The sequence below is a fragment of the Sphingobacterium sp. JUb20 genome (assembly GCF_004342035.1).
Lineage (GTDB): Bacteria > Bacteroidota > Bacteroidia > Sphingobacteriales > Sphingobacteriaceae > Sphingobacterium > Sphingobacterium anhuiense.
The window spans coordinates 1-23580 of record NZ_SLYV01000022.1 but is presented as its reverse complement, the minus strand read 5'-3'; the positions used below and the strand labels follow the sequence as shown (position 1 = coordinate 23580).

Below are 23580 nucleotides of genomic sequence, written 5' to 3'. Positions count from 1 at the left end.
ATTTTAAGGGATACTTACACGGACTACAATATTCAGAATTTGAGAAAATAAGTTTGTATTCATTATGTAGCAGGATGGTTTTACCGAACTAAATATAGTGATCCCCGCTACATAAATACTCCGTCAATTTTTTAGGACGCTTCCGATTCATTGCTTGAAAAAAGGTGATTTTTTAATAAGTTATTTTACTGAAATTAATCGTATATTTGTTTTTATTAACCATTTGTTACAAAGTATGGCTTCAGCGGGTCTAAGAATTGAATTTTCATCCAATGATTCAGGTAAATTATTAAATTTTCATAAGATTGAAGTTTTAAAAGAAAAATCTTATAAAATTGAAGATATTCCTTTAGATGGAGATGCACCAAAACAGTTTATTTGCGTTTATGAATATAAGAATGGGAAAAAGAAAAAGTGTAGGGGTAATAGGAAAGTTTGGGTTTCTTATATTGCAAAGACAGCAGAAAAATGGTATCCCCATGAGTCTATAATAGAGTATGCAATCAATAGGATAGGAGATGTATTAGAATTGAATATGAATGAAACTAGACTAGTTGTAGCAAATAACCAAATCAGATTCCTTAGTAAATTCTTTTTAAATGTTGGAAGAGAAACTCTTGTTCACGGGGCTGATATTTGTGCAGAACATTTTGGAAATTCAGAAAAAGCAATTATTATTGCTAATGATAGAAATGAAGCGCGAAATCATTTTACATTTGAATTTGTAAAGGATGCAATACGATTAGTTTTTCCAAATAATTTCGAGAACTTAATGCCAGCATTCGTTAAAATGTTAGTCTTTGATGCAATTGTTGGTAATAATGATAGACATTTTTATAATTGGGGTGTCAAAAGGAGTATAAATAGCATGGAAAAAATGATTAGCTTTGCCCCACTTTATGATTCGGCACGTGGATTGTTGTGGAATCTTAGTGAAGAAAATATTAAAAAGTATCTCGTCAACTATGATACAAATGGAGGATCTCTATTAAGAAAATATCTCAATAATTCTTGTCCTAGAATTAGTATAGATGCAAATAAGACTATTAATCATTTTGAATTAGTTGAGTTTTTAAAAAATTATAGTAGTGAGAATCGCGATATAGTTTGTGAAATGCTAAGTGAAATTAATGAAAGAAAAATTTTAACATTATTAAATGAGGAAATTTTTGTATATTTCACTGAGGAAAGGAAACGGATTATTACGCTTGTTATAGAAAAAAGATTTGAAATTTTAAGACGTTTTTGTTATGTGGTGGAATAAATTATTTAAATCTTCATCAGTTAAAGATGAAGTTTTTATGGATCTGGAAGATTTAGAAGTTCCAGAACATGAATTTTTCTCGAATACAATTAAATTTGTTTTATCATTAAATGAATTAAAAATTGGAGTATTGGCGTTTGATGTAGATAACAAACGCTGGTATTTTGAATATTCTTCTGAATTTAAAAATAATTCAGAAGAATATAACCTTATAGTTGGCTTTCCTAATTTGGATAAAAGGTATGAAAGTGAGGAACTTTGGCCTTTCTTCATTGTTCGAATACCAGGGTTAAAGCAACCGAGCGTTAGAGAAATATTAAAAAAGGAAAATATTGACCCGACTAATAGTGTTAAATTACTAGAACGTTTTGGGAAACGAACAATTAGTAATCCTTTTAGTTTAGAATTAGTATAGAGTAATTTATAATTGATAGCACAAAAAAGGAATTCATAATTATGAATTCCTTTTTTCTTTATTAAATTTATTACTTTTAATTTATTTTTAATAAAAAGTTATATATAAAATTTGGTTATTAAAGCTTTAGTAATAACTGGAGTAATTTCATCTATTTTTACATCTTTAATAGATGTATAGTTTATAATATAGAAGAAACTAGAGAGTGTTAATGGTATGTTATTATTCAATTTTGATAATTCTAATAAAGTGTCCTGTCTATCTAGTTTGACAATTTTTTTAGCAACGTGTACGTTAGCATTTAAAAATTTAACAATCATAGGATCAAGTTCAGATAATTTAAATTTAATTCTAAATTTTGTTCTTAATAAGGCCTCCCAATTTTGAGTTTTAAAGTGTTGATAAGCTAATTCATTAAAAAGATTTTTCATTGCTATATCATTCGTTTCAAGGCTTGCATAAATTCCGTTAAGCATTCTTTCTTTTTCTTTATGTAGTTCCCAATCAGCTTTACATTTATACCTAAGATTATGATCGATCTCATGCCAACCTTCAGAAAGAATTGTTCTAAGTTGGAGTTCAAATGTTGAGTCCATTAATTGATATTCTTCTAATCTATTTTCAGCAATAAACTCTCTGAACAAATTCTTTTCTTCTTGTTGCAGATCACAAATAATATTTGTTCTTTTGGGTTTGAAAACAGTTAGGTCAGGGTCATCAATTTCTTTGTCAATGAATTTAAAGGCCTTTTCTAATACAGATAACACCAATGATATATCATCCTGAAAATATGTTACAATTCTAATTCCAAATAAGTCCTGCATTTTTTTTCCACTGGATGAATAAGGATTACCCTCATTTGCCTTTCTGCTAATTTTTTCCTGAAGTGATGTGATATCTTTACTGCGATAAAATATTCTATACTGAACACCTATTTTCAAAATTTCACTTTCAACTTTATCGGAGATTTTTTTAGCAATGTATTCTAAACTTGATTTACTCATTTCCTTTTAAATGTTTTAAGTGACCAATTGCTTCTCTTGTAATAAAACCAACATCATCTTGAAAATGAAGAAATTCTTTATTTTTTAACGAATCAATTATCCTACTAAATTCTTTATCTGTTATGTTATCGAACATCTTCTTAACATTGGATAATTTTCGTGGTCGTGGTCTAATATCTCCAACATGAAAGAACTTCTTTAGCACGTCTTCTTCTGTTATAGATTTTATTTCAACATCATGATTACCTTTATTTATAATCTTATTTACATTTTCAAGAAAATCATTATTTGAAGTACAAGCATATATTGCAAAATCATTAAAAGAAATAGATAATTCAGGACTAATTATTTCACAATTATAAAAGTCACAGTTTTGAAATGATGTTGAAGTAAATACTTTCATATTGAATTTGCATGATGAAAATGATACACCTGAAAAACTACTATATGAAAATGATGTAGGAGGATCGAATCTGATATTTTCAATTTTTTTATCAAAAATATAAAGCTCATTAAAATTCTTAAATAATTCCCCTCGAAGTACATAATCTAATTCGAAATAGAACAGATTCTCAAAAGATGAGCTTTTTTTGGTGTAAGAATCCCATAAAAGGAATTGACTTAACTCAGGAGCAACTTTAAAAGCTTCAATAGATTTATATGCGAAATCCTGTGGTACGAGTGTTTCTAGACCTCCATTGGAAGTATTAAATTTGTTATTCAATATATTATCGCCTACAAAATACCCAAGAATAAAATCATTAATAAATCCAATCTCTTCATTGGTCTTTCTGTCCAAAAGTACATGATTTGAAAGAATCTCAGATAGCTCATCAATTGTAGGACGATTCTCAGGAGGATATTTACTTAGGCTTTCAGCAAGAAGGTTGTAATTATAGTCACGTATGATTTCTTTTATAGTTTCTTTGGATTCCGCTGTAATATTTACTTCACAAAAGAAAGTGTTTAATTTCGCCATAATTGACCATTGATCATTATAATCAAGCTTCAAACTTTGCCGTTCAATTTCTCGATTTAGTAAAAAACTAAAATACTTATCAATTAATGTGTCAGTATTATCTGGACTTAATAGAATATTAAGATTTTCAATGCTTATATTTCTAATGTATGATAGTAAAACTGGATTTGCTATTTGGCTGAGCGGAAAATTATTTTGTTGAATTATGCTAAGCCTATCTATATTTAACCAATTTTCAATTTTTGGTTCTTTTATTTCAATTCTTACTAAATTAAATTCATTTGCTGAATCGTATATTGATCTTAGGAATTCTTCACTGTTAAAAATTGCAGTTTTTCTGGATGTTATTACAATTTTAGCTCTATTTTTCAATAAATCAACAATTGTTGTTAACATACTTTCAACATCTTCTTTATTACTTTCTTTAGTAATTAATTCATCAAATCCATCTATTATTAGCGGAATACGTCCTTTAAATATTTGGTCAAGAACAATTTTTTGCTTAATCCCGGATGGAAATTGATCATCAATTTCACTTAAAAGTATATGCTTAAAAATTCTTGCTTCTCTATTTCTGGATAATTCAGTGAAGAAAGGAAGATTTTTAGATGTGGCATTATCAAAAACATTTAGTAATTCATAAGCGGTACAAGTTTTCCCAAAACCTGCTGGTGCTTCAATTATCATAAATAGTGCATCGTCTGTTTGAGATAATATATCTGATATTTTTTCCACGAGTGGAGTATCAGATATTCCATCATAACTCTTGTTTTCTATTGTTTCAAAATTTTTATCTTGTGAAAGTAAATCATAAGTTGAGTTTATATAACTATACTTACTTCCATCAGGTAAATTTTGGATTTGTTTTTTAGTGAATGCTTTATATTTATTTTTGAGTTCATTTCCTAATGGCGTTTTTATAAAAAAACCTTCGAATAAATATTCTTCAAGCACTTGTATGTCTGTGAAGTGTCTAATTTCAGTTGCATAACCGAGGTCTGAAAACCCTTTTTTTAAATCTTCTGTCTTATATTCTGGATCTATTGTTAGTATTTCTGCGGCATGATACATTCCATATGCTAAGGTGTAAATTCTTACCTTTTCATTTGATGAGTCTGCAACTTCATAATTGTATGATTGAAAAAGGTTATCCACTTTTTCTATTTGATCATTCATAATTGAGGTGTAAAAAAATTGGTAATTAATTGAGTTAATTATATAAATATAATGTTAAATAACAAATATGGAAAATAATTTTACCTTCATAATAATTGCAAGATTTTTAAAAACTATACAATCAATATTATAGTCATAGATCCTAATTATCGTAATTTGATAAATTTTCCTTATATATTAGTAGAATCGAGCAAAGTCGTAGTATCAACATCGGCAGCTCGAACTACTTTGTCATTTTTCGTTTGAGAAATAAGGTCAAAGGGGAGAAAAAGAAAGATAATTATGATATGGTTTTTCAATAAAATGATTTCATAATATCGGATTATTTCAAAACAATTTTTACCTTCATTTTACCAAACTTCAATTTGAAAAGCCTTCCCTTATTTAGTTTCTTTACCTTTTCCAATAAAATCAATTCTGATGCAGAAATTACAACAGTTGGCTTATCAATAATTTCTTTTAACCGATCAATGTCAATATCAGTCAAATACGACATTTCCTCTAGTGACAAATAATCTTTAGGCAAAGGAAATAGTGCATTTTTTAGTATAGTTCTTTCTTTTTTAAAGTCTTTCTCAGGTTTATTTGGTAGTTGCAAATCAGGGAAAACTGCATCAATTACAAATTCCAATTCATCTGAGTAGATGTATGTAAGTAATGTTAATCTTTCTGCTGATAATATCGTTGAGAAAGTTTTTAGTTTTGTTATATCAGGAGCCTTAATTCCAGAACTCTTATACAAATCAACTTTAGATTCACTCTTTGAATCTAGATACTCTTTCAATTTATGTTTTGGTTCGATTCTTTTGACCCTTCTTTTTGTCATTTTTATAATTTTTTAATTTCTAATAATTTTATATTTTGAATTATTGGAAATATTTTTCTATATTTGATTAGTAATAAGATTTATAGCGATTAGTAAAAGTGTTGTTGAAAAACACTTTAAACGATGTCACTCATAATAGAAAACCGTCAATTTTCCCTATGAGATGATCGTGAGCTCGCTTTCTACAGGATTTTTGTATATTCGTATACTATCCAGTAGAGCGTTGCTCATGTTAGTCTTTGGGGAACCACAACTTCGGCTGTGGAGGTTCTTGACGGTACCACTATCAAAGCATTGAGTAGCGCTCTATTGGTTTATAACCAATTATGGGCTTGCTCATAAACCTTTAAGAGTTTTCATCGTTCATTATAAACCATTTATAATTATGATACGAAGATTAAAAGCCACCCAAAGAAGACGAGGTTACTTCATCAAGGATCGAAGTAATCAAGTCGATCATTCACAACTTTTAAAGAACATTATCTGCGCTCCGCAATAGGAGCTACAATAAAACATATTGTCGAATAGGAGAGAGCTCGCTCTTACCAAATCCAAAGACGTATCCGCAGTAAAAAGTATGGCTTAATGGCCAGACCTCATACTGAAAAAAAGGTTCATGGAAAAGGTATGAAGCTTATCAGCTAACAATCCCTAGAAGACATATGTTACCGGCTTTTATTCAGTTAGTATACAATACTGCATACGCCACAATAGTTACGGTATACATTTTTTATTTTACACTTTAAAAGTACGACCTTTCTTGTGGTAAAGCAAATTTTGAAATCACAAATTTATCGTGATACACTATTGTTTGAAAGCCGGTTTTTGTTCTTTATCTAAATTATGCAATCGCGAAGACCAGTTATAACCTTGATGTAGGCCAATAATTGCATTTTTTCTAATCTTATTTTTTAACTATTGAGGTTGAAAAGGGAACCTATTGTCTAATTTTTAGCTTCCTTTTAAATCTCAATTTAACCTAAAAAAATGCAAAAACTTTGCAACAGGGAAAGCTATGCGCTGTCCCCAGGGGAAAAACTGTCTTCGATTTTGTGTAAAAAACGTGATCCAATTATCAAAAAACCAATTATGATGACACTTTTACCAAATCGGATATGGAAGAAACCGATGTCCATATCTCCTAAACCTGGGCCTCCAATGATGCCTAGAGCTCTGGTCAAGAGAAGGCCAAAGGAACGCTATTATTCGATCATTACCCAATCAAAAAAGGCAGATCGTTCATACAGTTCAGTTGTCCGTGATGACAGTATGGATGTGCTCCGCATATCACTTGCCAATATGGCCATCTATGAGTGCTACCTCTTTGCTTTAGGATTGCCATCTAGCTTCCCAACAGAGCAGATTATCGTCTATAGCCACGATCGGGAGCGTTACATACCCCGTAAAGTGGGCGATTACCGCTCTTCGCGCGATCGCAATCACCTATACTGCTATGAGCTTACATTGCCAGCTAGTACCGAAAGGGAAGAGTACCGACAAAGGATACTCAATGATCTGAATAAAGAGTTTGGTCTTGATGTCAAAGTAGAAAAACTCTCCATCGTGAAAGACAGCAGAAAAGTATTCACTATGGACGGTGAGTCTGTAGAGCTGATCTGGGAGGAACAGCTGATGCTGATTATGCGTACAAAACGGGGATTAGTAGCCGAATTATTGACCAACAGAGCAAAATATAAAAAGTTAATAACTAGTGTCACTGTTTAGAAGGCCCGATTCGACCGAGGGCTAAAAGTAGACTTTAGGAACAGGTCGACCCCTCGGTACGAAAAGGGGATAGTAAAACGAAATACCTTAAAAATTAAAATAATGAAATCTTACAAAATATATCATATATCTAAAGCTGTACTCTGGAATTATCTACAGAAGCTATTCAGATCTAAAGGTGATAGCATATTGATGTTCAATAAAATGCTACTGATGGTTACAGTGATAATCGCACAGATTAATCTCTCATCTGCTCAAACGAAAAGTAATCACTCAGTTGCTACAAAGACAAAACAGATACCCGAGATCAAGCAGTATGAATACCTGCCTGATGCGGTGCAGGATATGCCATTGGAACTGCAATATTTTGATGGAAAAGCAAAAGTGATGTCTTCTTTCAGAAAGCTCAGCGAGAATTTTGTACAGCTGTTCTTTTGGGATGCTTCGTATGCCGATCACCTGACCGACCTTAAGAAAATCTATGATTATAAAGAGGAGATGGGAGCGAGCTCCACTTTCATACTGGTCATCAGCAAGCATGACAAGGGTACAATGGCTAGGATAGCCTCTGCTCTGGAACGATTCAAAAAGGAATATCGGGTCGATATGGATATCGCATCTATTATCGGGAATACGAACCTTGATAAGCTTTTTAAAGTACCTGTTTTCCCGAAGTATGTACAGATCAATCCAAAGGCCGTATTTGTTACGGAAAGCAGTTTAGCAGAGTTGCTTAAAAACAGAGCACGTAAGAACTAACCAGTACACTCATTAAATGAAATTAAAATGGAAAATCAATATATAAAGGTTGTCAATGGACTTCGATATGCTGTCTGGTTCGCTTTTATCATGTTGCTCATATGTTCAGGATTTCTTGTGGCTAAGAGCATGGAAAAGAAGCATTTAACAGATAGCACAGCTCTACAGGATAAAGTGCAGGATCTTTTTCAAGCGCTGAAACCCGGTGATAAAATGCCCGAGAGTTTCTGGGATATGCCTATGGAACTGGATGATTTCAAAGGCAAAAAGTCAAATTTCAAATTTGGCGATATGAAAGGCCGGATCATCATCTTTGACTTTTGGGCGACTACCTGCAAAAGCTGTATCGAAAATATACCGCACATGGAGCAGATACAGGGAAAATATCCCGATGAGCTGGCCATTATCTTGGTCAACAGTAAAAGGAATAGGGATACGCCCGGTAGGATCAATGCGACCATGAAGCGGTATAAAGAACAATACAAATACGATATCGGTCTATTTACAATTTTGGAAGACACGTTGTTGACAACGCTGTTTCCGCATAATGCGATACCGAGTACAGCGTGGATCAATCAGGAGGGGATTTACATGGGCAATACGATGTCCAATGAGGTCAATGAAAAGAACCTTGAATCGATTCTGAAGACAGGGAAGGCTGATATGGCAGTTACTCAGATATACCGTAATTTTGAAAACCGTAATGATGTACCACCATTACGAGATACGGCGGGGCAAAAGTTTATATCGGAGATAACGGGTTACAATCCCTACTATCTGCCTACCTATCCCAACGTTATACATAAGAATGGGCATACAAGTTACCAGATGGTCAATAATTCTTTTTCTTTTATGCTTTATGAAGCCTATAAAAAAGAAGTGGAAGGACTGGCGTGGACCGATTATGTATTTGAACCGGCCATTATCGACGATATCAAATATAAACTTCTCAGTGGCGAAGCTACTGATAACACATTCAGCTACCAACTTTATGTCCGAGACTCGATCAACCAATTTCAGGCAGAAGAACATTTTCGCGAAGCTTTTTCAAAATATTTTAGTTTAAAAGTAGAACGGAAGAAATCGGAGATTCCTATTTACATCGTCAGCTACAATGAGCATTTTGATAAAATCAAAACAAAAGGAGAGATGCCGGTTATACAGCCTTATCCGGGTTCTGATCCTGTGCAGTACCGTAATGTGTCTGTTCAGATGTTTTTAGCAAATCTATTTTACTATCTGGATAGACCTCTGGTGTTTGATAATACGAATACAACGTATATTGATCTGACTCTTCCTCCAGATTTTGGTAAAAAATCGATGCAAGATCGTCTGTCATTTTTGGAACAGCAAGGCATCAGGTTAACTCCGGTAACGATGCCTAAAGAATATGTCTTTATATCTCAAAAGAAGTAGCACCTCTAACTCTAAATAAATGAAAACAGTTTTTATAACACTACTTTGTAGTGTATGGGTTTTGCTGTGCAACGCACAGCAAAAAGATCCGGTATGGGTCAAAGGACAGGTGCACGCTACAGAAGAGCGAAAACCGCTTCCGGGTGTAACAGTCAAAGTAATTCCGGGAACTGATATTGCCGCCACCGATATCAATGGAGATTTTACAGTTCGGGTAAATAGTCTGAAAGATTCAGTGGAGATTTCTATTCTGGGGTATGTGACCCAGACATATGAGGCATCTCATTTTCAAAAGCAGAGCAAGATTTACATGACCAAGAAGATGAATTACCTTGATGAAGCGATGGTCAATACCGGTTATCAATCTTTACGGACTAAAGATATTACAGGCGCTGTAGATGTGGTTTCCAATGCGATGCTTAACCAGCAGACTGGTCTCAATATTATCGACAGGCTTAATAATATAACCTCTTCAGTCCGGTTTGATAACCAGCCGATTTACAGCCCGGATCTTCAAAAATTGAATTTTTCTGTCCGAGGACTCAGTACCATCAATGGTAATCTGGATCCGCTTATAGTCTTAGATGGTTTTATATATGAAGGTAATATTCAGAATATTGATCCCAATAATGTCGAATCGATTTCCATTTTGAAAGATGCTGCAGCAAGTTCTATTTGGGGAGCCAGGGCAGGAAATGGTGTTATTCTGATCACCTCCAAAAAAGGTTCTTTTCAAGCTGGCCAGAGAACAAAGATATCTCTGAGCAATACTTTTATCACGAAAGATAAACCTAATCTGAAACAACTTTATGAAATCCCGAATAAAGAATTTATTGATATTGAAAAGATGCTGTTCGACAAGGGCTATTATTTTGCTTGGTTAAATTTTCAACCCCATTTAGCAATGACTCCTGTGATAAATCTGCTTAATAACAGACAGAAGGGGCTTGTATCGGCCACCGATTCTGCGAAGACTATGAACTGGCTACTGGCACAGGATGGTCGACAGAACTATATGGATGAGTTTTATACAACACCTTTCTCCAATCAGCTTTCTTTGAATATCAATGGCGGAAGTGAGTTCAATGCTTATGGCCTAGGGGTAGGATATACTACTGACCGGACACATCTGGACGCTAACAGTAAAAAGCTTAACATCCAGCTGTCTAATAGCTTTCGTCCTGTGGAACGGCTACAGATTGATCTCAATGTACAGTTTACAGACCAGAAGGATCTTTCGGGAAAGCCCGATTATTCAAAATTTAAATATACAGGCAAATCGGTACCCTACAGAGCATTTAGAGATGAAATGGGGCAGGAGGTAAGTTTTGACTATGAGTTTAACAAACCTTATCTGGATAATAAATTCCCTAGTCCATATTTAGACTGGGGATATTATCCATTTTCGGATTATAAATATGAAACGACTGAAAGAAAATTGAATGAATGGTTTGCAACCACCGGGATCCGTTATCAAATTTTTCCCTTTTTAAGCGCAAATGCCTCTTTTCAATGGCAACGGCAGGAAGCAGATATGGAACATTATTATGCTAAGGAGAGCTATTATACCCGTGTCATAATCAATAAGTTTTCAGCTGTCGATCCATTTTCCGGTACGGTAAAATACAATGTGCCAATTGGAGCTATACGAATGCTGGATAAGCAGACTGCAAATTCTTATACGGCTCGAGGCCAGCTGGATTTTAATAAGGTAATAGGTAAGCACAGGATAACAGGAATAATGGGTGCTGAAGCACGCCAGAATACAGTGGCCGGTTTTAGTAATAGTATCTATGGATATAATAAGATTCCACTGACTTCGGTTCCTGTGGATCATGTGACACAGTTTTTGAATGTTGCACCTACATTTTCGAGTGGCGTTATACCTGGCCAGCCCGGTCTGACGAAAATGAATAACCGTTTTGTATCCTTTTACAGCAACTGGAATGAGATTTATAACGATAAGTATGGAATCTCTGCGAGTTTCAGACAAGATGGTGGTAATATCTTTGGAGCAAATACCAATGATAAGTGGTCTCCGCTATGGTCTGTTGGAGCATCATGGCAGCTGGATAAAGAGGAGTTTTTCAAGGTTCAATGGGTAGATTATTTAAAATGGAGAACAACTTTTGGTTACAGCGGTAATGTAGACCTTCGCAAGACCCCATATCCGGTTGCAGTAAGTGGTGTAGATAGTTACACGAATTACCCGATCTTAACAATACAGTCCCTTAACGATCCTTCTTTGCGTTGGGAAAAGGTGAGTACACTAAATTTTGGAATTGATTTTTCATTCTTTCAAAACCGTATCTCGGGTACAGTAGATCATTACATTAAAAGAGGAAAAGACCTTTACGGTTTAGCGAATTATGATTATACGGCTTGGGGAGTGGAGGGTACCATTACCAAGAATGTGGGCAGTATGGAAGGGAAGGGATGGGACTTTACCATCAATTCGAGAAATACTACAGGTGCTGTGGCCTGGAATACCCGCTTATTATTAGGGTTGAATAAGAATAAGACAACCGCGTATTTTGCTGCTCCATTTTCAGGGATTGCCTCATATCTTGGCAATGGAAATATACAGCAACCCATTGTTGGGAAACCACTACATGGACTTTCCGGATATACCTGGATGGGACTGAATGATCAGGGTATGCCTCAGGGCCTGCTCAATGGTCAGGTTAGTACCGATTATATTGCGATGAATCAAATGGCTATCGATCATCCGGAAGGAAATGAAACAGTATCTTTTATAGGTTCATCCAAGCCACAGGTTTTTGGTAATCTGATCAACAGCGTGGCCTATAAAGGATTCGAGCTAGCGGCCAATATCAGTTACAAAGGAGACTATTATTTCAACAAACCGGTCACGGATTATTATCTGTTATTTTTTCGTGGTGATGCTTATCCAGATTTTGAAAATAGATGGAGGCAACCAGGAGACGAAGCCAAGACTAACGTTCCCGTTATGACCTATCCATATGATGATAATAGTAATACCTTTTACAATTACGCAGCGATAAATGTGCTAAAGGCAGATCATATTCGATTAGAATATATTTCATTGGCATGGCAGCAAAAATGGCAATTGGGATACAGGTCAATGAATGTAAGGCTGTTTGCTAACGCAAGCAATCTAGGCATTCTTTGGCGTGCCAATAAGGAACATATTGATCCCGAATTTGCATATCGGTTAAGTCCTGTTAAAGCCTACTCAATTGGTGTACATATTGATTATTAAGCTATTGAAATAATGAAAATACTAAAAAAAATACTGGTCGCTGTAATCTTGTTTATGGTGGTATTCACAATAATTTCTTGTGACAAATATTTAGCTATACAGTCTAATGATGCGCAGATTGTACCTAATGACCTGGAGAGTTTACAAAAATTGCTGGATAATTCGGGTAAAATGAATATGGGTATAGCTGCTTATGGTGAAGTTTCAGCAGATGATTATTTTATCCAGCAATCGACTTATGATATATTAACTGACTGGAACAAGAAGTCCTATATCTGGCAGAATGATCAGGCTGTTTTTGACAACGACTGGGCAAGGGGGTATGCACCTGTTTATATCTGCAATTTAGTTCTGGATCAATTGAAGAATATTGAACCTAAACTTGAAGAGCAGGTCAGTAGGGATCAGGTTTTAGGATCGGCTCTTTTTTATCGGGCAAATCAATACCTGTCATTGCTCTGGACATATGCCAAAGTTTATAGTCCTACCGCAGGAACTGATCCTGGTATTGTACTTCGAAATACCTCGAATTTTAACGAAAAGTCGCAACGCTCTTCTGTGAAGGAGGGGTATGATAAGGTAATTCACGATCTTCGTAGCGCTGCAGATCTACTTCCGGATCAGGCTACACATGTATTACGTCCATCCAAAGCTGCAGCGTACGGTATATTGGCCCGAACCTATTTATCAATGGCTAAATACGACTCTGCTTACTATTTTGCTGATAAAGTGTTAGCAATCAATAACGAATTGTTAGATTTTAACGATCCAGCAGAAGTTGATCTGTTTAATAATTTTCCATTTACACGTTTTCATAAAGAGATAATAGCTCATTTCCAGATGACATATATGCCTATTTTTGATAATTATTCAAATATTCAGGTTGATACTTTCTTGTATGCTAGTTATAGTTCTGATGATCTGCGTAAGCAAGCTTATTTTATGTCAGGATTTTCACCTTATGTTAGTGTGAAAGGAAACTATTCCGGTGCAGTTCCATTTGGTGCGCCCTTATTTGGAGGGTTGGCAACGGATGAATTTTACCTGATTCGATCTGAGTGCTTGGCAAGATCAGGTAAATTAGCTGAAGCACAGGCTGATCTCAATAAACTACTGATGAGACGTTATAAAACGGGAACTTTTGAACCTTATGAACTGACTGGACAGCAGGCTGTACTGCAGTTAATTCTGAAGGAAAGAAGAAAAGAATTGTTTATGCGTGGACTGCGCTGGATCGATATTAAACGTTTAAACCTGGAGGGAGAAAACATAGCTTTAAAGCGTATAATCAGTGGTAGCGAATATAACTTACTTCCGAATGCTAATCGATTTGCATTACCGCTACCTATTGATATCATTCGGGAGACGGGGATGCCACAGAATCCTATCTGATAAATCACATTGTTAATTTGACTAGCTGATTACTGTCTAAAATGTATACGGCCCATTTATTTTGGGCCGTATTTCTTGATGAATATTTTGATTATTATTTGCGGTTGATCGGTCGGAAGGGTGTTGCACTGGTACCTCCGATACGTGTTGGAATAAAGCCTATACCGGTATTCATTGTTCCTAATTCGATTTTAGTCGCATCCAGTACGCCAGATGATGTTAAATCTGTATGTTCCACCAGTTGCATACATGCTCTATGATTTGTGGCGTCACATGTCTCAAGATTTGGTACTGTAGTCCAAAGTGATTCATCCGCTACTTGGCTTGCAATACTAGGATTACCGTGGAAGTATATTGCTAAAGTCGCTCTTTTTTTTAGTTCTTGAAATCCATTTGCCTTTAAGGCTGATAAAATTACTATAGTCAGTACAGCAACTATTGCTGGCAAATATTGATGAATAAATATTTTAAGATTCATGTTTGAAAAGTTTATAAATTATTCAAAAACAGAACGGTTCAAGATTCATGAACCGTTCTTAATGAGTAACCTTCTCAATTGCTTAATTGCGATTGATAGGGGTGAATGGAGTTGAACTTGAACCTCCGATTCTGGTCGGAATATAGCCTACTCCACTACTTACTGAACCTAAGTTTATTTTAGCTGGATCGAGCGTATTTGATCCTGTTAAATCAGTATGCTCTACCAGTTGCATACATGCTTTTTGGTTCGTGAAATTACAGGTCTGTCCATTTGGAGTTGTATTCCATAATGACTCGTCAGCGACTTGAGTTGCGTTATTTGGATTTCCCTGAAAATATACCGCAACAGTCATTCTTTTTTGTTGCGCATCTACACCACTCACTTTGAAAGCTGAGAAGCTTAAAACTGTTACGACAGCTACCATAGCTAGCGCATGTTTTTTTATAAAATTAATGATATTCATTCTGTAAGATTTAATGGTATTTCCTAAAAAATACGATTCAAATAAGTATTATTTTTAAACAGGTATTCATAATCTTTGCCTAAATCAAGAAAACTGATTTCAGCGGTCCTAATTGGTGTCAAGATACTTTAAATTGATACACCAAATTACTGGGGTAAGTGGTCATTTTTTGAGGCATTACAAAAGCATTGGTTTCTCGCCAAAAAGGTCTGCTCTGTACTGTGCCGATGGTGTTTAGCACAATGAATAGTAGAAACAGACGGATACTTTTGGTATATCGCCCGCTATCAACTGGGGATATTACTTCCAAACGCGATAATCGTAAGCCAATTATAGAAATCCCTAATAGTATCACATTTACAACAAGGTGTTTTTCCCAGGACATGGTATTAAAGATGGACGAACAGGTACATGGACGTTTTTCGTATACTCCCAATACACCCAACCCGATAAAGATGGTAAAAGCGGTGAGAAGTAATATAGAACCCCAGTAACCCAATCGCTGTAATTTTCTATTTTGAAAGGCCAGTAGTATTCCAGTTGCGATCTCAATAAGAGGTACCAGCCAGAACAATATACTCATTGACCATTGTGGAAGCGGTTGCTGTTGCAGTGAGATCCTGAAGTTCTGCCAGCTCCATGCTTTTTCCAGTCCGACAAATAGCCAGAAGATGATCAGAAAAATACTGATAATGTAAGCGATGATATGTTTTACTTTTCTAGTCATAATTTGGTTTATCTTTTATAAACTTCGTTGAGACTAAGGTCGGGAGTATTGATGATTTAGGATTGACCAGTTCAGGGGTATTGGACTGTCAATTTTTAAGGTACTGCAATAAAAATTGCCATTCCTATCGTGGATCAAATATCGCTACTATTCTGGATCCAATAATAGTGCTTTTTTACCTGAATTGCTTAGCGCATAGTACCTCCTTCTAGATTTATTAATACTGTCAGAACCAAACTCAATGATCCATCCAAGGTCTTTCAGCGTCTGAATGAGCTTATCAAAATGGCTCTTGGAGATGTTTCTATGGCGGATTTCCAAAAGTAGTTTGGGTACATATTTTAAAGTTCCAAGCATAATGATCTTTAAATCAAGGAAAAAATGATCATGAAGCTGATCGACGATTTTATCTCCTAATTGATCTCGGGCTACACTACGTAAATGATGGATCGAACAGCAATTTAAATGCATGGTAACGGGATAATTTCGAAGTGGTTTTATTTTCTTTTCGAGCAGTATAGTCGTGTTTTTGATGACATTGCTTAATACTGCCTGTGGAATATTTGAAAAGTCTGCTTTATTTTCTAGCGATATCTTAAGTTTTTCTAGGAATATCTCAGGCTCTAGGTCTCCTTTAGAAGTGTTACAGAAATGACAACATACTACCAAGATATTGGAGTAGACATGTTTTGATTTGGGCCGTACATGATCGACCGATCGTTTCAATAGACCGGAACTGTCTCTAGTCCCTATCCAGCGTTCACAATAATAACATCTTTCTTTAGGTAGTTGGCCTTGCGGTGCTCTGGTATATAAAAAAATGAATTTTCGCATAGGCTTTCGTTTTTTATCAAATTATATTAATGATATTAGGCTAAGTTGTTAGGGATTAAGAATAGTGATTAGCTGATCAATTGTTTTTTGATTTGGTTATAAATTCAGTTGGCGTGAGACCTGTCCTTTTTTTGAAAAATTTGCATAATCTTGAGCTCTCTGTGTATCCGCAACTGTAGGCTACATTTACTACTGAAATCCCCTCAAGTAATAAGCTTTTGACCTTTTCTTCGAGAAGATCATATTTAAAGGCGCTTGCACTTTGTTCATAATACTGATGAAATATTTCGTTCAGATAATCATGGCTTATCTGGGTGTTTTCAGCTATACTGCTTATACTGAAATTTTGCCCATGCTGATCTACATATTGGATGATGAGATCACGCGCTTCTCTGGCCTTTAAGATGGAGCCAGATAGCCTGTGATATTCCTCAAATACTTTTTCATTCGATAGTTTAATCAATTCATTGAGCTCGTGTAGGATATGTTTCTCTGTGTCTAAGTCTCCTTTTTTGAGTTTGGTAAGCAGGTGCTGTATATGTGCTGTGGTGCGTGGACCAACACGAAAATCAATACTCCAGCTGGAGGTGGGATTGTTGTTGCGGTGAGCATCAATTAAAGCATGTAAAAATTGAAAAGGCCTCTCATTCCCGTTGCGAAAAATGCTACATCGAAAGTAAAAGTTACAGATAGCTGTTCTTCCCTCGGGTAAAATAAGTACGTATTCACCCTTTGGTAGATAGAAATAACGTCCTCTTAAGGGGGAAATATCAATACTTTTTTTTGTTCGTAAATCATTAATCAAGATGCTTGATCTCCCTTCAATTAGATAGAAAATATGCAGATCAGCCTGCTCAATGTGCAAAGGAATTATTCTTTTACTTTTAAGTTTGAAATCAAGCATATTGATAAAGCCGAAGAGCCCGTCGAACTCTTGCAGAATAGCTTCATCAAGCTGATTAGAAAAGTACGAAATTTGACCGTTGGACATTTTAATTGACGGTGTTATACTGACTTGTTTTCGTTCAATTGCAGTTCCAAATAGCTTTTCTAGATCTATATGTAGCGATTTTTTCATTATTTTAATAGGTTATTAATAGGGATACTTATTCGTCTTTCTTAATATGGTTATTGTAAACCTATCACTTGGGATTTCGGAAAAAGTGATAGGCTTGGTTTGGATAATGTGGTGTTTTGTATTAATTCCTATGGGTTCTTTTTATAACGGATAGCTATAAACAGCGGACTTCTAAACTGCCTCGTGATGAACGGTTCCTGCCATTCTTCAAGTCCCTGTATGGATAATTCTTTCCAATCAATATCTTCTTCTTTTTCTTCTTTTAAAAATTGTACAGGATAACCAGCATCCAGGCAGTTTGCAATTGCAGTCCCCAATTGGTTGCAGAAATTTTGAGGCATGTTGTCTAATTGCTCCAATTGCTCCTGCTCTAGGTTAAAATGCTCTTTCACCCAGAGGGCAAAATCTGTATAGAGCATTTGCTTTTGAAGATGTAGATCAGCACTGGAAAGTGCAAGTAGGTTTGTAACTTTATTGTTAACTCCAGCTGTGTTAAAGTTTTCTTTCATATTTGTTTTTCTTTCAAATATTTGCTTTAAAGTTCATAAAAGCCAGTGTTTTCTATTGTTATACAATAACCTACCGTATTTGGTAGGTTATTGTAGTCTATCTTAGTGAAATAATTGATCTAAATATTAAGCATAATTGGTATTTTGGAGGTTGATTTGAATCGAAAATTAATATTTTATCAACCCAATTGACCAAATTTCATGAAAAGAATTAGACCACTGATTATTATAATCTCTTTAGCAGTAGTATTTAATTTGTTCGGTAATAACGGCTTGCAGCTCCGCCGGTTTTCTACCCCTGCTTTTTGGATATGGACTGGTGGATTGACAATGATATTGGTTATAGGAACCCTGCTGGTTCAGTTCCGGTTATTATCGTTGGCAAGCTTTTGGGAAAAGAAATATCCGACACTGAAATTGATAGAAGGGGAAAAGTTATACTTTAAGCGGTTGCCACTGTTTAGCAAAATTTGGGGTATCGGATCGACAGTGAGCATACTGATGTTCATCTATCTTTTTTTTATTTTCATGTTTTCGTATGTAAGGGAAGGAGATACAATAGCACTCTTCATCAGCTACATGAAATATTATGCAGGCCGCATTGCATTGATCTGTTTAGTTTATACTGCTTATGTTTTTATTAAGGGAAAACTGTCTTGGATAAGAACTGTATTCAAAACACGCTTTGTTTCAAAAGTAATAGTAATACCGGTTAGAGAGACGGTGCTCGAAACAAAAGAAATTATAAAGGAAGTTGAAGTTCCGGTAGAAAGAGTAATTGTTAAGGAGGTGAAGGTTGTCCCACCACATGTGTTAGATGAACATATCGTTATCAGCTCCTTATTTGAAGTACTGTTTCATGTTGAAGGATTAGGACCAATCTTTAATGCATGTGGGGCTCCTCGAATGTTTGATGTTCCATTTTATTATTCCAGTGCAGATACAAAAGAGATTATTCTGGTCAATGGAGAAAGAAGAAAAGCTGACCGGTTTATGAAAGAACTGGAAAAGCGGGGGCTGGATAAGTGGTATTTTAAAATCAGCAATAATTATAGCGTCAATATGATGCTGGTATATTACCCAATTGCTCACAATGTGGATCGCTTGGTTTTCCATCGGGAGGTTTTTGATTGTTTGCGTCAGAATCTTACTGAACTTGCTATTCAGAAAGAATTAGTATTGACTACATGGATCAAGAAAAATAAAAAACTGGTTGTTTTTTTGGATAATATCAATGATCTGAGGCATACGGGATGGGATGACTATATACCTCTAAGCGCAAAACCATCTCAATTTATAAACCAAGATAAACTGTAGTCAAAAGGTGGCAGAAGCCACCTTTTGATGGGGATTTCGGCGGTGAGTCGCCTTACTGAACCTATTATGTTTTTTTATGAAAGTACTCCTGTTTCTCGGGAGTCTAGCTACTGCTTTGTCTCACATGTGACAAGCTCTAATTTCAAAATTCATTATCATCTTTCTCATCATCCTGTATTTGCTGAAAAAGAGCTACATGGTAAAATTGATCGTTTGCTGCTCCTGCTGGAATGCCTTCAAAATGAGGATGAATATGCCGGACTTGTCGGTACGATGTGCACACGTGAAGCGGCCGAATTTATCGCGATTTCGAAACGTACTTTTGAACGTAGGGTAAAGGAGGGAGCGATCCGTCCGATTGCAAAAAATATGAAAAAGAATCAGTTTTTGAAGCGGGATGTGGTGCGACTTTACATCGCTTACCGAGGCTATAAGCCACCACATTTGCCCTAGTCTGCCATAACTCCGTTCGGAATTTCTTTTAACCTTGTTCGGACCTTCTTTTAACCCGCTTTTAAGTTTCTCCGCTGTTGCACCATCCCTGTACCGTACTTGCACCGTCCATTTCCCGATGCATGGACGGTGCATGGACGGTGCACTTACGGTACAGTTACGACTTTTGGTAAAAAAGGGTTACCAGTGGGTAGCCTGATGGTAGGAACGAGGTTCCCAATTTCCATTTTTAAAGATTTCAAACAATGGTATATCGGAGTTTTTAGGGACTTAAGATATATCGATGTGAAAAACCAATTGCAGTACACCGACATAACACCGACAAATTTCCAGCGGTACTCCGACAAACGCCGACAATCCCTTTCTGGCTCTTGACAAGCCCTATGTTTGGATGCTATGTTTGTCATCGTAAAGCAAAATATACCGGTATTTATCAAGCTTTTACGTATGGTCAAATCTTTTAAAAATTAGAAAAATGGGAACAATTAGACAGGGTGCAAATGGGAGTTTCAGCGGCAAAACGGGAAGCGTGATAGGTGCGAGCTGGAAGGGGATCGACTACATCAGAGGGCTGTCCAGAAAGCGTACAAAAGCAGCCTCGGAGGAACAGCTGATCGTGCAGGCACGCTTTTACGCGATGACGAAATTCTTAATGCCGATCACACCGATCCTACGCCTGGGATTCGGTCAGGTAAAATCCGATCGGATGACACCGACCAATGTCGCGCTTAGACAAAATATTGATAAAGCAGTGATCGGAACGTATCCAAATTTTGAGCTGGACTACAGCAAAATCGAGATCAGTTCGGGTTCATTTATCGGTGGCGGTGCGACAGGTATTTCGGCTTCTTTAGGACTGCTATCTATAAACTGGGATGTGACGCTCAACACCTTATACCAGTCCAAAGCCGATGATCAGGTGATTATCCTGCTATACCAGCCGACAGCGAACGAGTTTATGACGGCTCCGACACCGCCTATGCGTGCAGATGGGGCTATAGATATCACTATACCGGATCATCTCCTCGGAGCAAAAGGTCATGTCTGGATATTTTTTGCAGACCGCAAGGGATCCAAGGTTTCCGGCAGTACCTATCTGGGAGAGGTAGATTTACTGTAATCAATTTTATTCATCCATCAGACCGGGAGAAGCGAGAGTTTCTCCTGGTTCTGATCTTTAAAATATAGCGATATGTTGATGATATCAAATAAAAAAGAAACAGCTTCGGAACCGAATAAAGCCAAAGCTATCCAGCTTGGATTTAAACTGGTGCGCTATTTCCTCAATCCGCTCAACCTATTGATCCAGATCGGATTTGCAACCCGTAAAAAAGGGAAAACTGCAATTGGAAAAGCCATGTCACATCATCTGCGGAATGCGCTCAAAGGAGAATATCCGAATATGGAAATCGATCCCGCTAAAGCAAAAATAAGTGAAGGAACCTTAGCTCCGGTTATGCTCGAACAGGTGGAGAGAACCGGTGATTTTATCTCAGTGAAGTGGCTATTACCGGATGGCTTTTTTCCGGATCAGTGCAACTGGGATGATGAATTGATCTTATGTGCTTATGATGTTGAAGCCGGCAACGCGGCGATCAATGAACAGCAGGTAATCCGAAAAGATGCCCGAATGACACTGGAATTGCCTTCTGTGCTGCGCGGAAAGCAGGTGCATCTGTATCTGATGCTCCATGACCGGGATAAGCGGATGGTGTCCAATAGTAAATATCTAGGGAAATTTTAACAGCATGGCTATGCATTTAAAGGTGATCCGTATCGAACAGGGGAAAAACAGTACCCTGTCCGAAATTTATCTGAATAATCAGTTTATCTGCTATGGTCTGGAGGACATCCCTCGGGAAAAAAAGATACCGGGAAGTACGAGCATTCCTGCAGGAAGATATAAGCTTGGTTTCAACCGTGATGGTGGCATGAACGGAAACTATTATGACCGTTTTCCTAAACTGCATCGGGGTATGATCGAGATTAAGGATATTCCAGGTTTCAGTTACGTCTATATCCATATCGGTAATACGCATAAGGAAACTGCTGGTTGCCTGCTTGCAGGAACAGGTTATGTATTCGAAAAAGGGGATTATCGATTGGTACAGTCGGTAACGGCGTACAAGAAATTGTATGGATTGTTGGTGGAATTGATGGTAGTACGGGATGTGATTATTGAAGTTGTTGAGTAACGTAGTGAAAGAGTAACCAAGTGACGAGGTGAGGCAGTAACAAGTGGACTAGTAACGAAGTTACAAAGAGAATTTCTAACCTACTAACACTTTCACTTCATAACTCTCTTACTAACCATCTTAACATTCTAAAAATTTAGAAAAATGAAAAAGATAATTAAAAAAATAAGCCGTGCGCTACAGATTGTGCTTATGGCTCCGATTAAGTTGCCGGGAAAGGCACTAAATATTATTAAATACATTGCTCTAGGAATTGGTGTGGTAGAGACAGTTCTAGATGATAAAGTAAAAAAAGGAGAGGAGGAAGGACCGCCAACAGCAGAAGGGTTTCTATCTAATCAAGAAAAGGAGGAGTCAGATGAAACTAAATGATATCCGTATCGGTACGATAGGTGGTACACTGTGTTCGATATGGGTTTCTTTTTCTTTCGGAGATGTGTTGCAGACTGTGTTGATGGCTGCATTGGGAACAGTGGTGAGTTATGCAACAAGTAGAATTTTAAGAAAAACTTCAAATCGGAAGTAATATTATTACTTTCTAAAATTAAAGAATCCTTTCAGGTTTTTGAGAGGATTCTTTAATTTTCGTACTCGTATAAAGAAGAAACATTTTTATCGTTTCATAAATGAAGTAGAATTAGTAGATACTTAAAAAAAACTATGATAAAATAATTGGAAGCTCTTTTCTTGTTAGTCATATCGCGGAAACTCCTTCCAACATAATCTAAAATATATTTGATTTAAAAGAAGCGATCACCCGTGTTACGTGCTGTGAAAAAAGAAAAGGCAAAGTAGTGCGGTAAATCATCATAAGGGAATTTCCATATTTATTAAGTGATGTTATTTATCTAATTTCCTAAATATGGATTTGATTTTTTTTATTCCAACAATAATATAGTGATAAGCTAAACCAAATACGTTTTCTCCCATAATATCACTCGCTAGTGATGGAGGTAAAAGCTCATATATACTTACACCAAAATACTCGGCAATTTTGTAGACCTGATCAACTTTTACTTTTGTTTCATTGCGCTCAATTTTTGAATATGCAGCTTGAGACATTTCTAGATGATAAGCAACTGCTTCTTGTGATATTTTTAGATTTTCTCTTTTCTGTCGAATAAAAGTTCCAATCTCCGCTTTTGACATAACTTACTCTTAATTTATTGCTCGACAAATTTAACAATATAACCTGAGGTTATATAATTTATAAATGTTAAAACTCTAGGTGTAAATCGTCAGCATAATTTGGACATAATTGATTAAAAACTAAGAGAGTGTTTTCCTAAAAAAGATTTAACTTTAATCATCATGGGAAGACCA

At 36.0% G+C, this 23580-nt stretch carries 24 protein-coding genes; 14 read left to right on the top strand and 10 right to left on the bottom strand.

Going from position 1 to position 23580, the window contains the following annotated elements; translation table 11 throughout:
- Positions 1-154: 154 nt before the first annotated feature.
- On the top strand, positions 155-1264 hold the full coding sequence (locus tag EDF66_RS24695) for a HipA domain-containing protein (protein WP_132845863.1): 1110 nt from the start codon (positions 155-157) through the stop codon (positions 1262-1264).
- On the top strand, positions 1251-1679 hold the full coding sequence (locus tag EDF66_RS24690; RefSeq protein WP_132845862.1) for a HipA N-terminal domain-containing protein: 429 nt from the start codon (positions 1251-1253) through the stop codon (positions 1677-1679). The genes EDF66_RS24695 and EDF66_RS24690 overlap by 14 nt, the downstream gene beginning before the upstream one ends.
- Positions 1680-1777: 98 nt before the next feature.
- Here EDF66_RS24690 and EDF66_RS24685 read toward each other — a convergent pair whose 3' ends face one another.
- The 3 genes from EDF66_RS24685 to EDF66_RS24675 all read right to left on the bottom strand — a co-directional run bounded on the left by EDF66_RS24685 (position 1778) and on the right by EDF66_RS24675 (position 5664).
- Complete coding sequence (locus EDF66_RS24685) at positions 1778-2683, bottom strand: RelA/SpoT protein (RefSeq protein WP_132845860.1); 906 nt, start codon at positions 2681-2683, stop codon at positions 1778-1780.
- Positions 2676-4838, bottom strand: a complete 2163-nt coding sequence (locus tag EDF66_RS24680; protein ID WP_132845858.1) for an NACHT domain-containing protein — start codon at positions 4836-4838, stop codon at positions 2676-2678. Before EDF66_RS24680 ends, EDF66_RS24685 begins: the two co-directional genes overlap by 8 nt.
- 322 nt (positions 4839-5160) lie before the next feature.
- Positions 5161-5664: a hypothetical protein gene (locus EDF66_RS24675; RefSeq protein WP_132845856.1), complete on the bottom strand. Its 504-nt coding sequence runs from the start codon at positions 5662-5664 to the stop codon at positions 5161-5163.
- Positions 5665-6753: 1089 nt separating this feature from the next.
- Here EDF66_RS24675 and EDF66_RS24670 point away from each other — a divergent pair.
- The 5 genes from EDF66_RS24670 to EDF66_RS24650 all read left to right on the top strand — a co-directional run bounded on the left by EDF66_RS24670 (position 6754) and on the right by EDF66_RS24650 (position 14200).
- Positions 6754-7389, top strand: a complete 636-nt coding sequence (locus tag EDF66_RS24670) for a hypothetical protein (protein ID WP_132845854.1) — start codon at positions 6754-6756, stop codon at positions 7387-7389.
- A 102-nt stretch (positions 7390-7491) separates the two neighbouring features.
- The gene (locus EDF66_RS24665; protein ID WP_132845852.1) at positions 7492-8148 is read left to right on the top strand and encodes a hypothetical protein; all 657 of its coding nucleotides are present in this window, start codon (positions 7492-7494) and stop codon (positions 8146-8148) included.
- Positions 8149-8175: 27 nt separating this feature from the next.
- Positions 8176-9564: a hypothetical protein gene (locus tag EDF66_RS24660; RefSeq protein ID WP_132845850.1), complete on the top strand. Its 1389-nt coding sequence runs from the start codon at positions 8176-8178 to the stop codon at positions 9562-9564.
- A 19-nt stretch (positions 9565-9583) separates the two neighbouring features.
- On the top strand, positions 9584-12808 hold the full coding sequence (locus EDF66_RS24655) for a SusC/RagA family TonB-linked outer membrane protein (RefSeq protein ID WP_132845848.1): 3225 nt from the start codon (positions 9584-9586) through the stop codon (positions 12806-12808).
- Between the two features lie 12 nt (positions 12809-12820).
- Positions 12821-14200 (top strand): RagB/SusD family nutrient uptake outer membrane protein, encoded by a 1380-nt coding sequence (locus EDF66_RS24650; protein WP_132845846.1) that lies wholly within the window; start codon positions 12821-12823, stop codon positions 14198-14200.
- Positions 14201-14294: 94 nt separating this feature from the next.
- On the opposite strand, the gene EDF66_RS24645 is transcribed toward EDF66_RS24650, so the two are convergent.
- From EDF66_RS24645 to EDF66_RS24620, 6 genes are all read right to left on the bottom strand, one after another.
- Entirely contained in the window at positions 14295-14678 is a 384-nt protein-coding gene (locus EDF66_RS24645) for a hypothetical protein (RefSeq protein WP_132845844.1), read from the bottom strand.
- Positions 14679-14760: 82 nt separating this feature from the next.
- The gene (locus tag EDF66_RS24640) at positions 14761-15144 is read right to left on the bottom strand and encodes a hypothetical protein (protein WP_132845842.1); all 384 of its coding nucleotides are present in this window, start codon (positions 15142-15144) and stop codon (positions 14761-14763) included.
- A gap of 118 nt (positions 15145-15262) precedes the next feature.
- Complete coding sequence (locus EDF66_RS24635; RefSeq protein WP_132845841.1) at positions 15263-15871, bottom strand: MauE/DoxX family redox-associated membrane protein; 609 nt, start codon at positions 15869-15871, stop codon at positions 15263-15265.
- 147 nt (positions 15872-16018) lie between these two features.
- Complete coding sequence (locus tag EDF66_RS24630) at positions 16019-16705, bottom strand: hypothetical protein (protein ID WP_132845839.1); 687 nt, start codon at positions 16703-16705, stop codon at positions 16019-16021.
- 76 nt (positions 16706-16781) lie between these two features.
- A complete protein-coding gene (locus EDF66_RS24625; RefSeq protein WP_132845837.1) occupies positions 16782-17783 on the bottom strand; it encodes a helix-turn-helix domain-containing protein in 1002 nt (333 codons plus the stop codon).
- A gap of 128 nt (positions 17784-17911) precedes the next feature.
- On the bottom strand, positions 17912-18292 hold the full coding sequence (locus EDF66_RS24620) for a hypothetical protein (protein ID WP_132845835.1): 381 nt from the start codon (positions 18290-18292) through the stop codon (positions 17912-17914).
- Between the two features lie 201 nt (positions 18293-18493).
- On the opposite strand from EDF66_RS24620, the gene EDF66_RS24615 reads away from it, so the two are divergent.
- From EDF66_RS24615 to EDF66_RS26200, 7 genes are all read left to right on the top strand, one after another.
- A complete protein-coding gene (locus EDF66_RS24615; protein WP_132845834.1) occupies positions 18494-19609 on the top strand; it encodes a hypothetical protein in 1116 nt (371 codons plus the stop codon).
- 27 nt (positions 19610-19636) lie between these two features.
- Positions 19637-20062: a hypothetical protein gene (locus tag EDF66_RS24610; RefSeq protein ID WP_132845832.1), complete on the top strand. Its 426-nt coding sequence runs from the start codon at positions 19637-19639 to the stop codon at positions 20060-20062.
- A gap of 475 nt (positions 20063-20537) precedes the next feature.
- Positions 20538-21182, top strand: coding sequence for a DUF6266 family protein (locus EDF66_RS24605; protein WP_243656137.1), 645 nt, complete (start codon positions 20538-20540; stop codon positions 21180-21182).
- Between the two features lie 72 nt (positions 21183-21254).
- A complete protein-coding gene (locus tag EDF66_RS24600) occupies positions 21255-21806 on the top strand; it encodes a DUF6266 family protein (protein ID WP_132845830.1) in 552 nt (183 codons plus the stop codon).
- Between the two features lie 4 nt (positions 21807-21810).
- On the top strand, positions 21811-22257 hold the full coding sequence (locus EDF66_RS24595; RefSeq protein WP_243656136.1) for a DUF5675 family protein: 447 nt from the start codon (positions 21811-21813) through the stop codon (positions 22255-22257).
- A 144-nt stretch (positions 22258-22401) separates the two neighbouring features.
- Positions 22402-22629 (top strand): hypothetical protein, encoded by a 228-nt coding sequence (locus EDF66_RS24590; RefSeq protein WP_132845828.1) that lies wholly within the window; start codon positions 22402-22404, stop codon positions 22627-22629.
- Positions 22616-22783, top strand: coding sequence for a hypothetical protein (locus EDF66_RS26200; RefSeq protein WP_165902519.1), 168 nt, complete (start codon positions 22616-22618; stop codon positions 22781-22783). Before EDF66_RS24590 ends, EDF66_RS26200 begins: the two co-directional genes overlap by 14 nt.
- Positions 22784-23097: 314 nt before the next feature.
- Here EDF66_RS26200 and EDF66_RS24585 read toward each other — a convergent pair whose 3' ends face one another.
- Positions 23098-23406, bottom strand: coding sequence for a helix-turn-helix domain-containing protein (locus EDF66_RS24585; RefSeq protein WP_132845826.1), 309 nt, complete (start codon positions 23404-23406; stop codon positions 23098-23100).
- Positions 23407-23580 lie beyond the last annotated feature (174 nt).